This window comes from Paenibacillus marchantiophytorum (assembly GCF_014640555.1).
Taxonomy (GTDB): Bacteria; Bacillota; Bacilli; order Paenibacillales; family NBRC-103111; genus Paenibacillus_E; species Paenibacillus_E marchantiophytorum.
The window spans coordinates 49,725-70,723 of the sequence record NZ_BMHE01000039.1 but is presented as its reverse complement, the minus strand read 5'-3'; the positions used below and the strand labels follow the sequence as shown (position 1 = coordinate 70,723).

Below are 20,999 nucleotides of genomic sequence, written 5' to 3'. Positions count from 1 at the left end.
GGAATCAGCGTTTAACCAGCGTTATATTACGCAAGAAATTTAATCGCAATACCGAAGGTTACCTCAATGATTTAGAGCAAAAATGGGATTTATTGAACGGTTAGTTAATTATACTGTCGTAGTTTTAAAAGAGTTTATATGTTATGTTTTGGAGTGAACGCGGAGTTACTCCTGCTGCCTCGCGCGGAGGGAACTACAGGGCGCTATTTTAGCGAAAAGTGGAATTATCGCGAGTGAAAGGGAACTACAGTTCGCTATTCCGTCGTTTTCTAGGAAATTTAGCGCTTTTCGTAGAAATAAGACCCTGTAGTTCCGCTATGACCCTCGCAACCCTGCTTTTTGCCTGAATAGAGTACCAGAGTTCCCCTGAACAGGATTCTCTAAGTAAGATTCCCTTACTAGGTTTTTATTTTTATGTGTGCGATCCTATTGTCCGGCGAAATAGTCGTCGTTTATACTTAGTGGATGATACATGTATATGATCTCTGCCATGGCAAATGGTTTTGCGGCAGCCTTAGCAGTCTAGAAGAATTATGACATGACTTGGCGACAAGACTTTCGACTACATTTCGACATCCCTCTGCCAATGGAGCTGCGTGCTCAAGATCAAATTTTGATTACTGTTGGTGAAGTGGGTAAACTCACCTGGGCGGATTTTATCGGAACGGTAGTGGAATGCGGCCAAAAACTCGGAAAGTCGTGACATACCGAAGACGCTGTCCCTGTCAATCAGGCATACATCTTCAGGTGGGTTGGAGGCGTTTGTTGATCTCTATTTTGAAGACATCCAGCAAGAGGACGTGTCCCCTGCTGAGGCATGCAATATTTGTTTGCAATTGAGTTTCGCATGCCAAGGCGAATGTATGCGCGTCAAACTGGATGCCTTGTCCGGTTTCACAGCATCGTTTCTTTGCCGCAAAATTGTTGTCCATGTAAGCAGCAATTAGCGGGCACTGGTTTAACCTCGTGTCCTTCCTCACCAACTTCCATCTCACTGTTTCGTATGTTTCAGGATATCCCCCGAAATCTGCTCGAGGACCGATTGTTTGCCAATTGCAAAAAATGCTTCGTTATAATTTTGTCTACTAGTCATCCGATAGACATTTCCTGCCTTCATCGCCTTGAGGCTGCTCCAAATTTTACTTTGCTCCAGCACATTGTTATCACTGTTTACGAGTAGGATCAAATGATCAGGATCCAGGGTGGAGAGCCCCTCGAGATTCGTTACTTTCCCACCCCAAGGATCCGGGTCCGGCGTGCCTGGAGCTTTGGGCAGCTTAAGATCTTTGAAAATCATGTCAGCAATTCCGGTACTCGAATAAATTCTAATTTCTTTCTCAGTGGCTTCAATCACTGCAAATGTTTCTTGCTTGGTGATAGTTGTAATTTGCTCGTGCAATTGTTTGGATCGTTCATCGTATGTCTTCAACCAGGCCTCCATCTCCGCATTCTTATCGAGAACTTTCGCTACAAATGCAAAGCGTTCACGAAAGGCATTAAATCCATAAGGTACTCTAACCGTTGGAGCCATTTTCTGCAATTGTTCGTAAATCTTCTCCTGCGTGGGTCCTACCAGAATTAAATCGGGGTTCGCAGCCAAGATCGCTTCTACATTAACTTCGGTCTGAAACCAGCCAGCAGCGCCGACTTTGTCCCCCAGCTGTTTTTTGAGTATCGGAGTCACTTCTGTGGGGTTAGCCATATCGGTATTACCGGTTAGAACAGGCGGAAGGCCGAGAATGATCAGCTCTTCGGTGGAACCCGAAATATCTACGATTCTTTTGGGATTAACAGGAATATCCACCTGTCCCTTTGCATCCTTGACTGCACGTGTTTGCGACGAACCCGTTCCATCAGACGCTGTTGAGGAAGGTGACGGGGAGTTCGAAGGTAGGGACGAAGCGGTTCCTGCTCCACTATTATCACTACATCCATACAAAAAAAGCATGAGCACAATAATACCTGCAAACGACATCGGTTTTAGACAAAACATTTCCATCACTCTCCATTCATTGGTTGATTGATAATAGTTCTCAATCTATTGAGCTCGATTTTACCCGTTCCCCTTGCTGTCAGCCACCTGTAGACGGAATAAATAACGGTTGGGCGGATTTATTTTCGTGAAATGTTATGTCAGTCAAAACTATATAAATAAACGAATAATTTCTATCGATTTCATTTTTGAGTCGCTTCCCATACAATTGATTTAAGATCGAATCAACTTAAGCATGAAAGGGTGTTACGATGTGTCCCACACGATAAATGTCACAGACTATGGAGCTATTCCAGATTCAGGCCAAGATTCTTCAATGTCGATACGATTAGCTATTCAGGCGGCGTCTAGGTTAAATGGTCCTGTCATTTTAAATTTTCCTAAAGGACAATACGACCTTTATCCCGATTTAGCTGTCCGAGTTCCGTATCACATTTCGAATACAGCTAGTGAAGTGGAAGTATCGACCATTACGAAGGTGATTGGTTTATACTTTGATCGTCATCAACACCTGACCATTGAAGGAAATGGATCATTACTCCTGTATCATGGTAAGCAAACATTGATCGCCTTTGAAGCATGTGAACATGTCACGATTCAAAATATCCGGATGGATGTCGCAGATCCGTCAATGGTTGAAATGACGGTTATTGGCGTAGGGGAGCGCTATATCGATGTTCAAGTTCATCCAGATTCGAACTATGAGATCGACCAGGAACGAGTAGTTTGGGTAGGGGCGGGTTGGCGCTTCCATCATGGGTATATGCAGGAGTATGATCTCGAATTAAATACGACATGGCGAGTTGCTAACCTATGTGAACATGCAATAAAGGTCGAAAAGTTAGATGAACATCGGTTAAGATTGTATTATGCCGATAAGCCTACGGTTCCTGTTGGACGCACATTGCAGTTACGAGATGGCATCCGGGATCAAGTCGGTGTATTCATTCATCGTAGTCGTCATATGAAGTGGGTCAATGTGAGCATTCATTACATGCATGGATTAGGCATTGTGGGGCAAAGTAGTGAGCATCTGACATTTGATTCGATTCATATATGTCCACGATCAGAGACGAAGCGTACAGCGGCAGCTTTTGCCGATCTTATGCACTTCTCAGGCTGTCGGGGACTTATTAAGATTGAGAATAGCAAGTTGTCTGCCGCTCATGATGATGCAATAAACATCCATGGTACTCATCTGCGAATTGTAGGTGTTCCTGCTCCTAACCAAGTGGTTGTCCGTTTCATGCACCATCAAACTTACGGTATTGATGCATTTTACGCGGGAGATCATATTCATTTTGTAAGAGAACAAACACTTGCTGTCTTTGGCAGTAATGTGGTTAAGACCGGACAGCGAGTAAGTTCACGCGAATTACTGCTCACGTTGGAACATGATGAAGAGATGCAGTGGCAGTCTGGGGATGTCATTGAGAATGTATCCTGGAATCCTGAAGTTGAAATCAGGAATAATGAGTTTACGAGACTACCTACGCGAGGCATATTAGTTACGAGCTCTAGTCGTGTGACTATTGAAGATAATATATTCATACGTACCGGGATGAGCGGCATTCTTGTTGCCAATGATGCTAGCAGTTGGTTTGAGTCTGGTAGAGTGCAGGAGTTAAGCATTCGCAGAAATCGATTCATTGGTTGTGGTGGACTCGAACATCCCGTAATCTATATTATTCCAGAGAACAAGAGTATGGAGATTGAACAGCCAGTTCATCGACATATCTTGATAGAGGATAATGATTTCGAAATAACGGATTCATTGGTTCTTTATGCGAAGAGTACAACAGATCTTGTGTTCCAGAACAATAAGATCACCCCATTCGATGAGATGCTAGTGAGGAATGTGTTGTATTTGGATGGGGGCATGGAAATAGCGGATTCTCACGTTGCCAAAGAAAGATTGATGTATTTGACCGGATGCAGCAGGGTAGGCATCCAGAAGAACATTATTCAAGAGGGTATCCCTTCTCAAGTCGTGATTAATCAGATGTCGTATCCAGATATTTCGGTTGACGAAGCTCAGCAGTTGCATATTCGACGTATATGAGAAAAAGCTGTTCCCGATGGAAAAGGGAGCAGCTTATTTATGCTTAATCTTTATGCTTTGCTGGCTCTACGATTAATTGTTTTGCCTTATCTATTCTGAATTGTGTTAAATATTCGATTGGCAAGATGCCTCTGACCTTCTTGAATTCTCGGCTGAGGAAAGAAACGTTGAAATTCACCATATCAGCAATTTCTGCGATCGTAATCTCATTGGCCAAATGAGCTTGAAAGTATTGAACTACGACATCAATTGCTGTTTTTACCGAATTGGTCGCAGATTCCTGTCCTTGTGGGTTATAGAAAAATCTCTCAAAGAGAAAGGATATCATCCTAGTCAATTGGTATTCAAGCTTCAGGTTAGCTAGATTGTCCACGCGATTACTTAATGCAAAGGTAAAGAACAGCTGTTGATGGCTAAATGCTTCGTGAAAGGCTTGGTAGATCGCTTGAACAGGAAGCGCATCCTCTTGTTAGCATCGAAAGACGACAATCTGCTCGTTCATCGCTTCACCTTCGTAAACCCAGGCATCTTCATAGGTCATGTCAGTTAACTCAATCAGAAAGCGTGACATGTCGAATTTAAATATTGAGAGAGTAGGGGAGTCTTCTTTATCAAAACTTGATTAGACAAGCGGATGATTATGTTTATATAATTTAATAAACATACATGTTAAGTTGGTGAAATTATCTGCTATGACTAATAAATTTGAATTGAAGGATGCAACCGAAGAAGTATTAAAAGCAGTAGATGACTTTAGGTGGAAACCCGAAGGGCTAAAAAAACCGGCAAAGATTACACTTAATTACAGAACGTACATGCGAGTAGCGGCGTATGACCAAAACTCTGATCGTTTTGAAATAATCGTCCCAGATAAGGTGCGATTTATGGGCATTAATTTAGAGTGTGTACCAGATCAAAAGGAAAATGTGTTAGTAACTTGAGCTCTTCAACTTCGGGCAGTTGGAACAGTATTCCTCGACACTGGAGACCTCATAGTAGAAGCAGCAGGTTTTGCGAACCCGCGAAGGACTAGAAACGGATGAGAAGGTCAGTTTGCCATAAAAGTGGCTTAACGGGTTTTGTTTTTCCCCGAATAGAGCACCAGGAGCCTGATGAATCAGATACTGAAAGTCTGCTCGGGACTGCTCTTGCTGCTCACCCGTTACCCCGATTCGTTTCTCGTATAGCGAGAACACACGAACCGCAACATTTTCCCATAATATCGATTTTGGTATATTGGCTAGTCTAGACATGACCGCTATTAATTTCCCTATATTCCCCGCAAAAAGAGCTTGAATTACCGTATTGCGCCAAATATGCCGTTCGCCAGCTTCGGGCATGACAGCATCAATATCGGCAAGACTGACATTCTCCAGCCAGGAGTGACCCGGTGAAGATACAAGAGAGCAATTGTCGGCAGATAAATCGAGTCCCTTGTTGTACACTGTCATGGCGTACAGCAGCGGAACAGCGGTTAAGGCAGCGTACCTTTTGAAAAACTGCGAAGCTGTGATCATCCTCGACGGGGACTTCAGGAGCAATGTCAGCCGGTCCAGATAATCGGAGCACATCTCCACGTCGAGCAAGTCCAAAGCTCTCACCGAATCAACAGGACGAGTTGCACCATATTCACGCAAGCCAAAATGTTGGCTCAAGTAATCCCATTCATCCAGCGCGAGCCGCGACTGCTTGTTCATACACCAAAACCCCCTAATATTCTCGGTTCAAAAGGATTTATTTGAGCGCATCAGCGATCTGATCGACAATCAAGTTGATGGCAATAGGTCCATAATAACCGATCCACTGCGCTGTGTTTTCGGCATAGACATGTTTGTCCTTAACTGCCTTCAGACTTTTCCAGATCGATGTGTCCTGAAATTTCGTCGTTAGCTCCAAATTCGTATTGTCCTGAAGGAGAAACATATGATCGGCAGCCAATTCCGGGAGAACTTCTAGTGAAATCATTGTACTTGCATCCTTGGCGTTGATTGCCATTTGGGGTGGAGTCAGGCCCAGATCGTCATACAGAATCTGTGAAGTTCGATGTGATGTCGTTTGGAGACGAATCATTTTATCTCTAGGCCGGACCAAGGCAACCGTTTGTCCCTTCATTTTAGCTGCTAATGCCGTTTTTAGATCGCTTATTTTTTGTTTGTAACCATTAACGATATCCTGTGCCTCTTTTGGCTTATTCAAAATTTGCCCAAACTTCAGGAGTACGGTCTGCCAATCTTCAGTGCGCTGAAGGATAATCGTCGGTGCGATTTTCACTAAATTATCGTATATCTTATTATGGTAATCCGTAGCGATGATGAGATCCGGTTCTATGGCAATAATTCCTTCCAGATTAGGTTCCAAATAGGTGCCAAGCAACGGGATATTGCCCATCTTATCGCCCAAATAGGGAGGGAGTCCGTTGTCGGTTTCGGCTATTACGCTGCCCGCCGGCTTAAAGCCCAGCGCCAGCATTTGATCCGCGAACTGAACGTCCAACACGACGATTTTCTTGGGTACGCTCTTGAGCGTCAGTTCACCCTTCAGATGCTGAATAGTAACTGGCGCTGCGAGGGCGGGCGTCACTACGGAGTTGTCGTTTGCGGGCTCCGTAGCTTTGGCGGTAGCTGGATTCGTCGTTCCTACTCCAGCGTTATTGCTGCCTTGATTTGAGCAGGCGCCCAATAATAAAACCAAACTTACTAACAGGCTAAGGGTCCATGCAAACTTGATTTTTGGATACATATGATATAATTCCTCCACTTTTTCTTATTGAGAATGAAACTCATCGTCACTTACAACACTATAACGGCTAGTTCCATTATCTTCAATGGATATTTGCGCCAATATCGATGGATTGTGGCGACACAAAAACACTGTTGCTCGGATCGGCGGATCCGGAACCAACAGTGTTTGTATAAGAAATGGATTATTTGGCATCCAAGAAGACTTCAGCCACTTGATCGACCACCTGATTCATCGCGATAGGGCCGTAATAAGCAATCCAAATGCTCGCTTTGGCGTGATAAACATGCTGCTGCTGCACGGCGCGCAGACTTTTCCAAGTAGTCGTGGTCTGGATCTCATCCGACCAAGCTTGAAATTTGTTGTCAGTCAATACGAAGTAATGATCCGCATCCAGCTCCGGCAACCCCTCCAATGCTATCATTGAACTGGTCCTTTTGCGGTCAACCGCTAGCTTCGGCGGCTGCAGCCCCAGATCGCTGTATAGAATGGCCGCCGTACGATGAGCACATGTATGCAGCCTAATGGTATTGTCCCGCGGCCGGATCATCGTTACCGACTGCCCATGCAGCTTGGCTGCAAGCAGCGATTTCAGCCCGCTGATCTTGTGTTTATACTGCTGTATGACCTGTTCCGCCTCAAGTTTCTTGCCCATAATCCGCCCGAGGGTTCGCAATGTTTCTCGCCAGTCACGATTGCGCTCGAGCATGACGGTTGGCGCTATATGCGTGAGGCTTTCATAAATGTTCTTCTGGAACTCGGTACAGATGATCAGATCGGGCGCCAAAGCACGCAGGGCTTCCAGATCGGGTTCATTCAACGTACCCAAAGCTTGGACCGCACGGAGCTTGGTGATCAGATACTCAGGAAAGCCGTTAAGATATCCGGTTACCATGACGCTGCCAGCCGGCTGTTCACCTAGAGCCAGCATATGGTCCATAAACTGGGGATCCAGCACAGCAATTTTCTCTGGCTGCCGCTGGAGCAGCAGCTCGCCTTTAAGATGAATAATCGTCCGCAGTGAGCGACGGATAGCAGCATCAAGTGGATCTGACGCTGCATTCTTTACGCTGCCAACTGTTTCCAGCGTAGGCGCGATTACAGTAACATTCTCCGGTTCATCACCGCTGGCTTGATGCATTGATTCTCGATATGTGCTTGGAGAAACGCCCGTGTAACGCTTAAATAATCGGCTGAAATAGTAGCTATCTACGTAACCGACGGCTTCGGCGATATTCTTGAGCCCTGCATTCGTACGACAAAGTAATTCCTTGGCCTTGTCTATCCGGATCTGCATCAGGTAATCAATTGGCCCAAGTGCCAGCCGCTTGTTGAACATTCGCTGCATGGTCCTAGAGCTGCAATTCAATAGCGCTGCAAGTGTGTCTGCTGTGATCGGTTCGGAATAGTGTTCATCCATGTATCTGACAGCCTGCAGCACGATATCCTCCGGTGAAGCCTGCTCCAATCGCAGGTGTTGCAGTTGTCCCATCAGCTCGCAAATGAACTGATAAAATAACGATTTCACCTGCAGCTTCGCCATTGCTTCTGTCTGGTCCCATTCCCTCTTCATACGGGACAAGAAGACGAGCAGCGGAGCAGCATGGCTGACCGCGTAACCATATTGGATCTCAAAGGGGGCCGTGCGAGCCAGCAACTGAAGATGATCTTGGCTGCAAGGGAGCGGTAGAGAGGCCTTATACATAATAATATAATAGTCTAAATGGTCGGTGACGTCTGTGATAGTAAGAACTGTGCCTTTGCCAGCGTGACTAACATAGCCACTCTCCACATGGTGCTCATATCCGTCCAGCAGGAGCCGGGCACGACCTTTTATCGTGTATAATAGAGCACTCGACGAAAGCTGGGATGTGTTCAAATACTCGCCAATCGGCAGCACGATTCGCTGCACGTCCATTATTTTGAGCGATGCATGGTTCCAAAGTATAAGGTGATTTTCCACAATCATAGGTTGATGTCAACTCCTAGGAGAGCCTGTCGTCGAAATAGATTGAAAAGGCCGCTCTTTGTGAAAGAGGCGGCCTCTCGAAAAAGTCTACCATGTTTACCAAGCTAGTTCAAACCTTATTGCCAGCAGGTTGCTCAGATGCACGAAGCTCGTTGGCAGATCGAGGTGTTTTACCGTTGAATCAAGCCTGGGTTACGTAAGGGTATCATCAGCAGACCGTCCGCTTCAATCGTATCCAGACCGTGTATAATCGCGTTTTTTACGATGGGCTACAAAATCAATTTGACGGTTAAGGAATTTTGTAAGGCTGCTGAGACATCCCACATCCTAACTAATCCGCTTTTTTTGCTAATACTTCCTCTGAAAAATTGCCCTAACGCTGTTGTCATTTCAACGATTTCGTTAGCCCCCTGTCGAAAGGCCATCCATTTAATGGATTCAAGCGTGTTGTATAAAAAGTGGGGGTTAATTTGCTGCTGAAGGGCGTGAAGCTGGGCTTCTTTCTCAAGAAACATGAGCTCCTTCTCGCGGATCTTCGATTGATAATTTTCATGAATTAATTCAGACTTCTTCGATACGGCGGTTATCGGTCTCAAAGGCATCTCACGAACTGTAAGATGCTTATAGACGAGAAAATGGCTGCTTTGGAGATTTAATGAACTGAATTGTCGCTATCGAGCAGATTTTAGGCGGAAAGGTGATAGTTTTCCTGAGATAGAGCATCTGGAATTCATTAGATTTTCAGAATGGACGATTTTGATTGAATAAAGGTTATTGAGTTCGTAAGGGCTTGTCTCAAGGTGCATTGACTTGGATAAAAAACATTAACGTTTGTTGAATAAAGGACTCTAACAAACGATGAAGGAGCTGCCACGGCAGCTCCTTTTTACACGTTCACATGATACTAGGTAATCTACATATTCGAAAAAAATATCAAAAATGGCACTCGTAGAGTTGCTCATTAATGCTGAACAATACATTGAAAAAATCGGAAATCAAGGTTCGTAACGGTCAGAACGAGATGATGCAGATTGATATGCGTAGTAATGACACCTACTATTTTACAAGTGTAAGTTGTTCTCCTGGCTGGAGAGCGAAGCCTTCAATTCCTTGCTCCTTCAGCTGCGCGGTGAAGGCGACAGTATCTTGCGCGATGCCCGGGAATGTGCTGTGATGAACCGGGATCACGTTCTTTGCTTGCAGCCACTTTGCTGCAAGCAGAGCATCCTTAGGCCCCATTGTGTAAAAATCCCCGATTGGCAGTACCGCGTAATCAATATCGTGAAGTTCGCCGATCATTTTCATATCTCCGAACAAGGAGGTGTCGCGGGCATGATAAAGCGTAACTCCGTTCCAATCTAGGACAAATCCGCCCGGCATGCCTGCATAGACGATGCTTTGGGAATCGTAAAAGATGATGGAAGAGCTGTGGAATGCATGAACAAGCTTTGCTTTGGCAAATCCTAAGTCCACAGTTCCTCCGATGTTCATTCCGATCGTTTTGAGGCCCTTCCAAGAGTAATAGGTAGCGAGCTCAAAAGTGGCTATGATGGTGGCATCGTTAGCTCTGGCGATAGCTTCCGCATCAGCGGTGTGATCCGTGTGTCCGTGTGTAAGCAAGATATATTGAACTTTAATGTCCTCGGCTTTCGATTTGGCAACGGGATTGCCGGTCAAGAATGGATCGATGACGATTGAGTGCTCCCCATCCGAGATTTGAATGCAAGAGTGTCCGTGAAAAATAAGGTTCATTTTTTCAAAAACCGAATGCTGTCAATCGAAAAGCAGATACTTTTCCTGCTGACAAAAAAGCGTTGCATGCATACTAAAGAGTTAGTACAAATTTATACAAAACGCGGTTATAAGGAACAGTCGATTAGGAACGTTCTTTCACGAATGAAGAAAGAAAAGTATATTTATGCGGAAGAGCGTTCCCAGTATTCCATCATGGACAAAGGGGAGCAGTTTGTATCCTTCGTGAACCGGAAACCGCGGCAGTACGATGTGGACTGGAACCGTAAATGGTATTTCGTGCACTTCGAGGTACCGGAGCCGGAGAGGCAAAGAAGGGATCAATTCCGTTTACAGCTGCTGCAGCTTGGCTTCGGTCAACTATATAAAGGCGTATATGTCTCTCCTTGGGATTATAGAAAGCAGCTTTTGTCATTAATTCAAGCGGCCTCCATGGATGAATACGTCACTATCTCGGAAGCGTCGATTTTGTATCGGGATATTACTCCAGAGCGGGCAGCCGACATTTGGCCGTTAGCTGACATCCATCGCCTGCATCAGGAGAAGTGGCAGTGGTATCAAGACGAATTCGTGCCGGCTTTGAATAAGGAAATCAGAGGAAGGATGGATCCCTTAGAGCTGTTCGTCCTTTATTTGCATGTCGGAGAGGTTATCAGCGAGATTAGCCTTAGGGATCCCATGCTTCCGGTGTCGCTGCTTCCATACGATTGGATGGGGCACCGCGTAATCGCTGAGTTGTATCGTTCGTTTCAATCGTTCGCCACTCTCATCCCTAGTTCTTCTAATTATTATCAATTTCTCGTGTAAATACATGTGACTCCTTATTTGAACAAAGGCTGAACGATAGTGGGATAGATTCAAGACATAAAATGGAGGATCTCATGCAGGAAGCGATAGATGAGTTAGTTCGTAATTATTTTAAAGATGAGACTTATACTATTGAGTCGGTTCCATTTGGTCTGACAAACCTAACAAAAATAATAACGATTGATGGTGAAAAGTACGTAATTCGCATCTATAATCCATATACCAAAAATATAGAAGGCATTGAATTTGAATCTCAAATAACATCATTTCTCAATAAAAAAGATCTATCTTTTCAAGTACCTGTATTTCTTCACACACTTACAGGAAATGAATATGTACAATTCTCAAACGGAATGCTAGGTGCATTGGTTTCCTTTGTTGAAGGGATTGTCCCTGCATTGTTAGATATCAAATATGCTGCTGAATTTGGTCATGTTGTCGGAGAAATCTCTTCCACACTAATTAATTACGAAACTGGACTACTAGAGTACCAGGGGAAATCTTTTTTGGAGATTTATGCTCTTCATCCACTAGCCGATCATCTTGCGGTGATATCTTTTATGGAAAATCCACCTTTTCAAATTCCCGAAACTAACCTAACTTTTTATCAAGAAATGATTTCTTCACTGGATAAAAATATGCACAAATTAATGGAATTGCCCAAACAACTTGTTCATCACGACTTGTTGATATTTAACTTATTGGCACAAAATAATAAAATTGTTGGTGTACTAGATTTTGATTTTACATCAATTGATGCGAGCTTTATGGAGTTTACCATTTGCCTTAATCATATTCTTCAGATGAGTAATGGCTCTTTGGAAATGGCTGAGGCATTCATTCAGGGCTATGTCCGTCATCGAAAGAGCCTTCAGTTAATGACCCAGGTGTATCATATCGCGGTACTTCATTTCTATATCGGTATGCATCATTCAGGGAATGATATAAAAGAGAACTTCAATTACATATTCAATCAATTCTACAATAGAAATAACTGGCTGAATAAGAATAGCTCATCAATAAAGCAATTACTAGAATTACACATGCTTTGAGACAACTTATTAGATCGAGAAGGCTGCTGACAAAATTAGTTGGCAGTGATGGAACGGCTCTTTATTATCGCTCACTATTTTGCCAGAGTAACACATCCGCTTCACCCACAATATGATGTGTATAGAAATCTAAAGAGGTGAGCAAATGGCAGTCGTAAAAGCCAGGAAACAGGATATTGATATGTTGGCAAGGTTGCTTCGAGCAGAAGCTGAGACCGAGGGCGAAAAGGGTATGCTCCTTGTTGGAAATGTTGGCATTAACCGAATAAGAGCGAATTGCTCCGATTTCAAAGGAATCCGGACAATTCCCCAAATGATCAACCAACCGCATGCGTTCGAAGCATTGCAACATGGTACGTACTATCAAAACGCAAGAGAGAGGGAACGCCGTCTGGCCCAACGGACTGTGAATGGGGAACGGGATTGGCCAGGCAAATTCTCCCTATGGTATTTCCGGCCTGGATCGTTCGATAATCCCGGACCATGTCCGGCAACTTGGTATAATCAGCCGCTTGCAGGACGATGGAAGAAGCACTGTTTTTATGAACCGAGCGCGAAAGAGTGTGAAAATGTATATAATACTTTTTAATTTGTCGGGTTAGAGATTGAACTACCGCAGAACGATAGTTGAACAAACCACAAAAGGCTGCCTAGTGCAGCCTTTTGTGCGGAACGGTGCAGTACACTTCAGGTGAATCATATAGTTTGCAAGATTTTTTACCGTATGTTTTCGGAGTGTTTTTGTTGATAGTATCATTACCATGGTTTATATTTGGGGTCGCGTTGTGCTAACGAGCAGCATAGTTGAATAAACCGAAACTTTATCTTGATCCCCCTCCAAAACCAACCTATGATCAGATAGAATGGATTTTCTAAAATATGGATTTTCAACAAAAGGGGAAAATATTATGTTAGATAAAGTAGATATGAATAGAATCATTAATAATCTCCATGAAAAGGGTGTGATTGATACCATTGAAATTACGGTGAATAATATGAAAGGAACTACCGATGGGCTTGTTTATATTCTTTCAGAGCACAACGAAGCAAAATATGTGTTAAAGATAGATCATCAGCAACAAATTACCTTAGCCGAACACTTTCTCACTACATATCGGCACATTCGTATTCTACCTGAAATTGTTTATACGGATCCTGGAATGACTTTTATTGTGTATCCCTATATGACTGGTACAACTCATGAAAATCGTGGTTTAAAAATGAATTGGATGAAAGTTGTAGTTAAGGAGTTATTCAATCATTACGAAAAGTCTCAACAAACGGACAGCTGGGGAAGGTTGCAAAGACCAATTCAAACTTGGAGTGAATGGAATTATCGGAGTTTGGAGGATACAAGAAATGATTGGGGCAGCCTTTTGTCAGTTGAGGATTATGATAGAGTGAAATCAATTGTTGAAAACATATCGAAGAGTGCAGAGTATGGATCTAGATATTTGCTGCATGGAGATACGGGTGTACATAATTTTGTTTTTCATGAACTTTCACTGATTGGAGTTATCGACCCATCACCAATGATTGGTCCTTTGCTTTATGATTTTACATATGCTTTTTGCTCTTCTCCAGACGATTTGAACCTGGAAACTTTAATGGCAACATTTTCTTTGCTCAATCATGAACCTATTGAGAGATCAAGGCTAATTGAAGAAGTAATCTTTCAACTTTATTGTCGAATTGGAATATGTATACGATTCCACCCACATGATTTAGAGGATTACTTAGAAGCATGGGAATATTGGAAGTCTTTGTCTAAATACGAATAATCTTAATAACAAGAGCTAAGACTCATACTTCTATGTTCAGGACTTCAGACCAGGCTTTTTTTAACAAGAGTACTCCGCGTTCCATGTCTTTTTCTTTTATTCCTCCGAATCCTAGATAGATTTTGGCTTCGTTTTGATCAGAATGTGTTTGTGCATCCTGGCCTCCATACACAAGCACACCCTCGTTTCGTGCTAATTCAATTAATTTTTCAGTGCTTATTTTAGTAGTGATAGATAATTCGATGTGTAACCCAGATCCACTGAATTCAACCCGGACAGATGCAGGCAGATGTCTATGCAGTAATTGAACTAAGAAATCATGTTTTATTCGATATAATTTCCGCATGCGTCTTAAATGCCTGTACCAATGCCCACGGGAAATGAACAGTTGCATGGCCCATTGATCAATTCGAGAAGGTCCAGACAAGATATAGTCTAAGTTTTGAAGTTTTTCAAGTAGACTAGGGGGTAAAATCATATAGTTTAAACGTAAAGCAGGGGTGAAAACCTTTGAGAATGTTCCAATATAGATAACGACCCCATTTTTGTCCAGCCCTTGAAGTGAAGGGACGGGTTTGCCGGAAAGCCGGAGTTCGCCATCATAATCGTCTTCTATAATATAACCATTATTTTTATAGGCCCATTGAAGCATTTCCTGCCTTTTACCAAACGGCAAAGGACTACCCGTGGGACGATGTGACGGAGTTACGTATAAGATGTTTATTTTATTCTTTGTTAATACGTTCTCAAAATGTTGATCATCATGCATCGAGATCGGAATGAGATGGAAATTATTTTGACTAAAAACTTGTCTGACTTGAGCTATCCCATGCTTCTCAATGCCAATGAAAGAACGCTCTCCAATCAATCTAGAGAGTAGCTGAACACTATAAGAAATACCACTACCAATTACAATTTGTTCAGGTGAACACGTGACGCCGCGTGAATTCCGAAGATAGGTTGAAATACTTTCTCGCAATGAATATTCACCATGGGATTCACCATATTGGTGAATGAATTGACAATGATTTGACAGAGATTCCCCAATGATTGATTTCCATATACGAATGGGGAACGATTCACCGTCAACGGTTAGAAGATTGAAATCAATATGATCTTTATTGTCCACTTGTGTTCGTGATAGATCCGAGCCTGTCGGTTCATTGAGAGAAGCAGATCGATTCGCTGGTTGCGGAAGAAGCGGGTTAACTACAATTAATCCCGATCTCTGCTTACTGAAAACATAACCCTCTTCCAACAACATATGATAGGCAGTTTCTATTGTCGTTTTGCTAATGTTTAGTTGTCCCTTAAGAGAACGAATAGATGGTAACTTCTCACCATCTTTTATGGCACCATCCTGGATTAGAGAACGGATATAGGTATACAATTGCAAATATTGTGGCCCAACAGCATTAAATGAAAGGATAATTTCGATGCTATTCCCCTCCTAACTGACCCCTAAATATGTATGTAAACTGTTCCTTATTAAAGGGTCAGGATTATTATAAAATTTGTAATATGTTTTTACAAATACTAATTTTGAGGAGCGATTTAAGATGAAGATGGCATTTATATTATTTGATGACATGACAACGTTGGATTTTTCTGGATTTCATAATGCAGTGACATGGCTAAAAAAGCGTAATATCCTAGATGATTTAACTTGGGAAACTTGTTCAAATAAACAAGAAGTCAAGGATGACCGTGGGATGGTAATTAAAGTAGATCGTGTATTTCAAGATTTATCTGAGTATGACTTAATCTTTATACCCGGCGGGATAGCGACAAGGTCTTTAATACATGACATAGAATTTATGACTTGGATTAAAACAGCACAAAATGTAAAATATAAAGTTTCAGTGTGCACGGGAGCTCTTTTGTTAGGTGCTGCAGGCTTTACTAAGGGGAAGACGATTACCACTAACCCCTTGGCCTTAGACTTGCTAAAGCCTTATTGCAAAGATGTCGTAAAAGTACGAGCCATGCGTGATGGTGATGTATTTACCGGCGGTGGGATCACAGCTTCAATCGATCTTGGTTTATTTTTTATAGAAACAATAACAAATAGTGAATCTGCACAAGAAATTCAAAAATTAATGGATTATCCTTATTATAAATTGTGATTTATTCGATTTGACAAAATATCAAATGAAACATCGTTTGTAATCGCTCTCATAAGCCATGTATAATGATTACAGAAATATGGTCAGGAGGTCATTCGTATGCGGCTGCAGCTCCGAAATTATAATAGGAGTGTAATTGTAACATGGATATTCTCTTACTTATCTGTATTGTTAGTCCCTATTGTGATTAGTTTAATTCTTTACTCTGCTACGCACAGTTTGGTGGAGAAAGAAATTAATCGGGCCAATGAGCTGCTGCTCACGCAAATCGAATTATCCATTGACAGTAAGTTAAAAGGCTTGGAACAATTAAGTTTGGAAGTTGCTTTGAACAAAAATATAGTCTCTTTCACGAATGTAGAAAAGCCATTATCCGATGATCATTATTTTCAACTGTTCAATATCGCTGAGAATTTACGAACGTATCAGAATGCGAATGATTATATGGAGCAAATCTATGTGATGTACGGGAATAGTGATACCGTCATATCTACGTTTAACCACATTGATTCCCGCGGTCTTCATGCCATCATGAGGCAGCGCGATGAGACTAGCTTTGAGGAATGGACTCAGTTATTTGCTGGTAAATATGTCAACAAGTATTCCCCCATGTTGTATTGGAACGAAGGAAAGCCCACGTCTACGGTGATGCTTGCCCGCTCGCTCATCTTTAATAATCCGATTCAGCCCCATCCTATTCTCATTTTCCTGATTAACGTGAATAAGCTGCTGGAAAGTCTCCCGCAATATAATGATTCAAGGGTTTTGATTCTGGATAAAGATAATCACTTCATTGCATCGTCCAAAGATAAAGAGAAGCTTCAAGATCAGCTGCCTTATGAGCGCTTGCTTGGGAAAAAGGGTTTGGTTTATGTAGAAATGAATCAAGACAAAGCGGCATTGTCTTACCTGACATCTGAGCTAACGGGTTGGAAATATGTATCGGTTTTGCCGGCAAACATTTTTAATGAAAAAATGGAATACTTGAAGAATATAACTAGATTGAGTATTGCTTTAGGTTTGTTGATTGGCATTATTGTCACTATTATTTTTTTGCGAAAAAATTATATGCCGATTCAGGTGCTGCTGCAGAACATGACGCAAAAATCAGGGTTTCGTTTTGATGGCAAATCAAATGAATATTCATTTCTACAGAACGCGCTTCATCATACATTTGTGGAAAAAGATGCTATCAGTGACCGATTGAAACTACATAATAATACGATTAGAACTCATTTCTTGACACGTTTATTGAAGGGGCAATTGGAGCGGAAATTTCCGCTTGAGGAATCTTTCATCACCCACAACGTTCAATTCCATTCCGATCGGTTTGCAGTGCTGCTTTTCAGTGTGGATGCTTATGGCAAGCTACAGGATGACGAAGGGCAGGACTCTTGCGGGCAGAAGACGCTGATGCTCCACTTCATTTTAAGCAATGTGATTGAGGAGTTGGCTGGCAAGAACGCAACGGTTTATTCAACGGAAGTGAACGAACTGATAGCGTGTATCATTAATTTGAAGCCATTTCTAAGTGAAGAAGAGGAAGGTAAGGAATTAAATCGAATGGCCTCCCAAACGCAAGATTTCATGAAGGAACAAATTCATGCCGAAATGACGATTGCTGTGAGCGGAGTTCACAGTGATGTTTATGGAATTTCACAATCGTATCATGAAGCGCTGGAAGCACTGGAGTATCGAATCGTACTTGGGAGTGGACAACTGATTCAGTACAAGGATAAAAGTAGGGAGTCTGCGCAATCTCAGCGGAATTATTATTATCCTTTAAGCGTTGAACAACAGCTCATTTACTATGTAAAGACGGGCAACTTGCCCAAAGCGCAGATGTTGTTAGGAGAGATTTATGAGGCGAATTTCAAGGCCCATCCTGTTTCGGTTGCTCTTGCCAAATGCCTTTTGTTTAATCTGGCAAGTACCATGCTTAAGACGCTGGATGAGGTGAGCACGATCAGCAGGCGGAATTTTGAGGCTCATGTCAAAGACGTGGAATGTTTGTTGAACTGTGAAACGATTCAGGAAATGATGACGCATATGAATCGGGTACTGATGCAGGTTTGTGAATGGATTCAAACCGAAAAGAAAAATCATCGCGCGTATTTGATTAATGATATACGAGCCTATATTGAGATGCATTTTCGAGATGTGAATTTGAATATTTCGATGATCGGAGAATCCTTTTCGTTAACGCCATCCTACGTGTCCAAAATATTCAAAGAACATACAGGTGAAACTCTGCTCGATCTCATCAACCAAACGCGATTGACAGCGGCCAAGGCACTTCTTTCCGAGCAAAAATTAACCGTAAATGAAATTGCCGGGCGTGTTGGCTATGCCGATGTAAGCACGTTTTTGCGGATATTCAAACGATTTGAAGGGATGACTCCTGGCAAGTATCAGAAGATCTAACTTTGGTAAAGAGTCCGAAAGGGGCTCTTTTTTTCGTTCAGCGGTGATATTTTTATTATTTCACTTACATGTTTACAAAAAACAAACGATTCAGTTTGCTTTTTACGTATCATACTTGTTTTTGCCTATAAACAAATGAAGCCAAATGAGGTTCAATAACGAGGTAACACGAGATAAACTGGAAAATGAGGAAAGGATGTGGTGTTCAGCAACACTTTGCAAGACAAGATTTTTGTAAGCACTTTCATGTCGCGGTAATCAATCAGATTAGATGAAAAGGAAGGTGTTAGTTATATGAGGATATCACTTAAGAAGGCTTCACTGTTACTGTTATGCGCATTCTTGTTCATGAGCTTGATTCCAGGATTTGCTGCTGCTGCAGACACCAAATTTACAATTTCGGGGTCTAATGTAACGGCAAGTTCCAGTGATGGGAATGTTCCTGCTAATACGGTAGATGGAAATACTGGAACCCGCTGGTCAGCCACCGGTGATGGGGAATGGATTAAATTTGATTTAGGTTCTAGTGCAACAGTAGCTTATGTCAAAATAGCTTTCTTGAATGGTTCGACACGCACTTCAACTTTTGATATTCAGACTTCTCCGGACAACACGACCTTTACGACTATTCAAGCAAATGTAACAAGCAGCTTAGTCGAGGGCCTGCAAACTTTTAATTTTACTGATGTTGCCTCTGTTAGGTATGTGCGCATCGTCGGACACGGCAATTCGCTGAACGCCTGGAATAGCTATACGGAGGTAGAGATTTATGGGAATGGAGGTGCAACTCCTGTTGAAGATTCAGTAACGGTTTCCACCCCAGGACAGCTGCAGACGGCGATTAACCAAGCCATTCCAGGCAGGGTCATTTATTTGGAGAACGGCACCTATTCCCAAACAGGCCCTATCAATATTAATGGGATTAACGGTACGGATGGCAATGAAATTACAATAAAAGCCGTTAATCGCGGGCAAGCCATTCTGGCTGGCGGCGCCTATTTCTATCTGTATCAGTCGTCTTATGTAACGATTTCGGGCTTGAAATTTACAACTACGACCAGCGCAAGCAACAATGCAGTGAAAATGGATGAATCCAACCATATCCGCTTGACACGCAACGTATTCAATCTGAATGAGACCGGAGCTTCGAACAACTGGGTGAATATCAGAGGTATCAACAGCGACAATAACCGGATTGATCGGAATGAATTCAGATCCAAAGCTGATCCCGGACCTATCATCGCCGTAGATGGAAACGGAAGCACCTATATGTCGCGATTTACGATTATTGACCGCAACTATTTCTATGACAGCGCGCCGAGGATTACCAACGGGAAAGAGAGCATTCGTCTTGGCTTATCCGGTGTATCCTTATTAAACGGGAATTCGACAGTTGAAAACAATTTATTTGAGAACAGCGATGGGGACCCGGAAGTGATTTCGGTGAAAAGCAGCAATAACACGATTAGGTACAATACCATCCGCAACTCGCAGGGACAAATAACGGCAAGACATGGGAATAACAATCAATTTTATGGCAACTTCTTTCTGGGCAATGGAACTAAAGCCGGAGTTGGCGGGTTCCGAATTTATGGCACAGATCATCGCATTTATAATAACTACTTCGAAGGTCTGACTACGGACGCTATTAACGTGGATGGCGGAGATTGGGATGGTGGACCGAATTCCACGAACTACGGCAGTGGGGATTTAAGCAAGCATTGGCGAGTGTATCGCGCACAAGTTGCGAACAACACGATCGTTAACAGCACATTCGGCATCATCATCGGCAGAAGCTATACCTCAGCACCCGTAGACAGTCGGATCGCCAACAACATCGTTCGCAATAGCACAGGGACGCTTTATGAGGAAGTGAAAACTTCGAACGCTGTGTTTGAAGGGAATATTGGCTTTGGCAGTACAGTAAATAATCGTTCAAGATCATCATCGGAAATTCTTAACATAACGCCTTCGTTCACAACGATAAATGGTCTGCAGAAGTTAACCTCTGGAAGCGCAGCCGTTAATGCCGCTGTCGGCAGCTACCCTTACGTTACAGAGGATATGGATGGTCAAACGCGTTCAACGAACGATATTGGGGCAGATGAATATTATAGCTCTTCTACTTCCATTGTCCGTTCACCGCTTGATGCTTCGAATGTAGGGCCTGACAGCCCATAATGTAAAAACGAAACCCGTACTCAAAACCTCGTATTTCCGGTTTTAACGTACGGGTTTCGTTTTTGAATATATACTTTTTCTATTCTTTTAAGCAAAATGATACATACAAACCG

18 protein-coding genes are annotated in these 20,999 nt (G+C 42.6%); 10 read left to right on the top strand and 8 right to left on the bottom strand.

What is annotated here, in order from left to right:
• Nucleotides 1-538: 538 nt before the first annotated feature.
• Nucleotides 539-703 (top strand): hypothetical protein, encoded by a 165-nt coding sequence (locus IEY34_RS26930; RefSeq protein WP_189017663.1) that lies wholly within the window; start codon nucleotides 539-541, stop codon nucleotides 701-703.
• Between the two features lie 288 nt (nucleotides 704-991).
• Here IEY34_RS26930 and IEY34_RS26925 read toward each other — a convergent pair whose 3' ends face one another.
• The gene (locus IEY34_RS26925) at nucleotides 992-1,993 is read right to left on the bottom strand and encodes an ABC transporter substrate-binding protein (RefSeq protein WP_189017660.1); all 1,002 of its coding nucleotides are present in this window, start codon (nucleotides 1,991-1,993) and stop codon (nucleotides 992-994) included.
• A 253-nt stretch (nucleotides 1,994-2,246) separates the two neighbouring features.
• Here IEY34_RS26925 and IEY34_RS26920 point away from each other — a divergent pair, with 253 nt between their 5' ends.
• A complete protein-coding gene (locus IEY34_RS26920; RefSeq protein WP_189017657.1) occupies nucleotides 2,247-4,055 on the top strand; it encodes a right-handed parallel beta-helix repeat-containing protein in 1,809 nt (602 codons plus the stop codon).
• A 43-nt stretch (nucleotides 4,056-4,098) separates the two neighbouring features.
• Here the strand turns inward: IEY34_RS26920 and IEY34_RS26915 are convergent, their stop codons facing one another.
• On the bottom strand, nucleotides 4,099-4,392 hold the full coding sequence (locus IEY34_RS26915) for an AraC family transcriptional regulator (RefSeq protein WP_189017655.1): 294 nt from the start codon (nucleotides 4,390-4,392) through the stop codon (nucleotides 4,099-4,101).
• Between the two features lie 355 nt (nucleotides 4,393-4,747).
• Between IEY34_RS26915 and IEY34_RS26910 the strand changes: the two genes are divergently transcribed.
• A complete protein-coding gene (locus IEY34_RS26910; RefSeq protein WP_189017652.1) occupies nucleotides 4,748-4,996 on the top strand; it encodes a hypothetical protein in 249 nt (82 codons plus the stop codon).
• Here the strand turns inward: IEY34_RS26910 and IEY34_RS26905 are convergent.
• The 5 genes from IEY34_RS26905 to IEY34_RS26885 all read right to left on the bottom strand — a co-directional run bounded on the left by IEY34_RS26905 (nucleotide 4,985) and on the right by IEY34_RS26885 (nucleotide 10,515).
• On the bottom strand, nucleotides 4,985-5,752 hold the full coding sequence (locus IEY34_RS26905; protein ID WP_189017686.1) for a ferric iron reductase: 768 nt from the start codon (nucleotides 5,750-5,752) through the stop codon (nucleotides 4,985-4,987). The genes IEY34_RS26910 and IEY34_RS26905 overlap by 12 nt on opposite strands.
• Nucleotides 5,753-5,789: 37 nt before the next feature.
• Entirely contained in the window at nucleotides 5,790-6,794 is a 1,005-nt protein-coding gene (locus IEY34_RS26900; RefSeq protein ID WP_189017649.1) for an ABC transporter substrate-binding protein, read from the bottom strand.
• Between the two features lie 184 nt (nucleotides 6,795-6,978).
• Nucleotides 6,979-8,763: an AraC family transcriptional regulator gene (locus IEY34_RS26895; protein ID WP_189017646.1), complete on the bottom strand. Its 1,785-nt coding sequence runs from the start codon at nucleotides 8,761-8,763 to the stop codon at nucleotides 6,979-6,981.
• Between the two features lie 269 nt (nucleotides 8,764-9,032).
• Nucleotides 9,033-9,359 carry a sensor histidine kinase gene (locus IEY34_RS26890; RefSeq protein WP_189017643.1) on the bottom strand — a complete coding sequence of 109 codons (327 nt, stop codon included), beginning with the start codon at nucleotides 9,357-9,359 and terminating at the stop codon, nucleotides 9,033-9,035.
• Between the two features lie 460 nt (nucleotides 9,360-9,819).
• The gene (locus tag IEY34_RS26885) at nucleotides 9,820-10,515 is read right to left on the bottom strand and encodes a metal-dependent hydrolase (protein ID WP_189017640.1); all 696 of its coding nucleotides are present in this window, start codon (nucleotides 10,513-10,515) and stop codon (nucleotides 9,820-9,822) included.
• Nucleotides 10,516-10,659: 144 nt separating this feature from the next.
• Between IEY34_RS26885 and IEY34_RS26880 the strand changes: the two genes are divergently transcribed.
• The 4 genes from IEY34_RS26880 (at nucleotide 10,660) to IEY34_RS26865 (ending at nucleotide 14,155) form a co-directional block, all read left to right on the top strand.
• Nucleotides 10,660-11,322: a PaaX family transcriptional regulator C-terminal domain-containing protein gene (locus IEY34_RS26880; protein WP_189017637.1), complete on the top strand. Its 663-nt coding sequence runs from the start codon at nucleotides 10,660-10,662 to the stop codon at nucleotides 11,320-11,322.
• 74 nt (nucleotides 11,323-11,396) lie between these two features.
• Nucleotides 11,397-12,374 carry a phosphotransferase enzyme family protein gene (locus IEY34_RS26875; RefSeq protein WP_189017635.1) on the top strand — a complete coding sequence of 326 codons (978 nt, stop codon included), beginning with the start codon at nucleotides 11,397-11,399 and terminating at the stop codon, nucleotides 12,372-12,374.
• Between the two features lie 145 nt (nucleotides 12,375-12,519).
• On the top strand, nucleotides 12,520-12,963 hold the full coding sequence (locus IEY34_RS26870; protein WP_189017632.1) for a cell wall hydrolase: 444 nt from the start codon (nucleotides 12,520-12,522) through the stop codon (nucleotides 12,961-12,963).
• Between the two features lie 319 nt (nucleotides 12,964-13,282).
• A complete protein-coding gene (locus tag IEY34_RS26865; RefSeq protein WP_189017629.1) occupies nucleotides 13,283-14,155 on the top strand; it encodes a phosphotransferase in 873 nt (290 codons plus the stop codon).
• 22 nt (nucleotides 14,156-14,177) lie between these two features.
• On the opposite strand, the gene pdxR is transcribed toward IEY34_RS26865, so the two are convergent.
• Nucleotides 14,178-15,551, bottom strand: coding sequence for a MocR-like pyridoxine biosynthesis transcription factor PdxR (gene pdxR / locus IEY34_RS26860; protein WP_189017626.1), 1,374 nt, complete (start codon nucleotides 15,549-15,551; stop codon nucleotides 14,178-14,180).
• A gap of 163 nt (nucleotides 15,552-15,714) precedes the next feature.
• Between pdxR and IEY34_RS26855 the strand changes: the two genes are divergently transcribed.
• From IEY34_RS26855 to IEY34_RS26845, 3 genes are all read left to right on the top strand, one after another.
• Nucleotides 15,715-16,281 (top strand): DJ-1/PfpI family protein, encoded by a 567-nt coding sequence (locus IEY34_RS26855; protein WP_189017623.1) that lies wholly within the window; start codon nucleotides 15,715-15,717, stop codon nucleotides 16,279-16,281.
• Nucleotides 16,282-16,380: 99 nt separating this feature from the next.
• On the top strand, nucleotides 16,381-18,705 hold the full coding sequence (locus tag IEY34_RS26850) for a helix-turn-helix domain-containing protein (protein WP_189017620.1): 2,325 nt from the start codon (nucleotides 16,381-16,383) through the stop codon (nucleotides 18,703-18,705).
• 294 nt (nucleotides 18,706-18,999) lie between these two features.
• Complete coding sequence (locus tag IEY34_RS26845; protein WP_189017617.1) at nucleotides 19,000-20,886, top strand: chondroitinase-B domain-containing protein; 1,887 nt, start codon at nucleotides 19,000-19,002, stop codon at nucleotides 20,884-20,886.
• The last annotated feature ends 113 nt before the right edge of the window (nucleotides 20,887-20,999 follow it).

Excerpts from the sequence above, each read along its gene's own strand:
- IEY34_RS26930 (WP_189017663.1), top strand. The coding sequence starts at position 539 with ATGACTTGGCGACAAGACTTTCGACTACATTTCGACATCCCTCTGCCA.
- IEY34_RS26925 (WP_189017660.1), bottom strand. The coding sequence starts at position 1,993 with ATGTTTTGTCTAAAACCGATGTCGTTTGCAGGTATTATTGTGCTCATG.
- IEY34_RS26910 (WP_189017652.1), top strand. The coding sequence starts at position 4,748 with ATGACTAATAAATTTGAATTGAAGGATGCAACCGAAGAAGTATTAAAA.
- IEY34_RS26905 (WP_189017686.1), bottom strand. The coding sequence starts at position 5,752 with ATGAACAAGCAGTCGCGGCTCGCGCTGGATGAATGGGATTACTTGAGC.
- IEY34_RS26900 (WP_189017649.1), bottom strand. The coding sequence starts at position 6,794 with ATGTATCCAAAAATCAAGTTTGCATGGACCCTTAGCCTGTTAGTAAGT.
- IEY34_RS26895 (WP_189017646.1), bottom strand. The coding sequence starts at position 8,763 with ATGATTGTGGAAAATCACCTTATACTTTGGAACCATGCATCGCTCAAA.
- IEY34_RS26885 (WP_189017640.1), bottom strand. The coding sequence starts at position 10,515 with ATGAACCTTATTTTTCACGGACACTCTTGCATTCAAATCTCGGATGGG.
- IEY34_RS26880 (WP_189017637.1), top strand. The coding sequence starts at position 10,660 with ATGAAGAAAGAAAAGTATATTTATGCGGAAGAGCGTTCCCAGTATTCC.
- IEY34_RS26875 (WP_189017635.1), top strand. The coding sequence starts at position 11,397 with ATGCAGGAAGCGATAGATGAGTTAGTTCGTAATTATTTTAAAGATGAG.
- IEY34_RS26870 (WP_189017632.1), top strand. The coding sequence starts at position 12,520 with ATGGCAGTCGTAAAAGCCAGGAAACAGGATATTGATATGTTGGCAAGG.
- IEY34_RS26865 (WP_189017629.1), top strand. The coding sequence starts at position 13,283 with ATGTTAGATAAAGTAGATATGAATAGAATCATTAATAATCTCCATGAA.
- IEY34_RS26855 (WP_189017623.1), top strand. The coding sequence starts at position 15,715 with ATGAAGATGGCATTTATATTATTTGATGACATGACAACGTTGGATTTT.
- IEY34_RS26850 (WP_189017620.1), top strand. The coding sequence starts at position 16,381 with ATGCGGCTGCAGCTCCGAAATTATAATAGGAGTGTAATTGTAACATGG.
- IEY34_RS26845 (WP_189017617.1), top strand. The coding sequence starts at position 19,000 with ATGAGGATATCACTTAAGAAGGCTTCACTGTTACTGTTATGCGCATTC.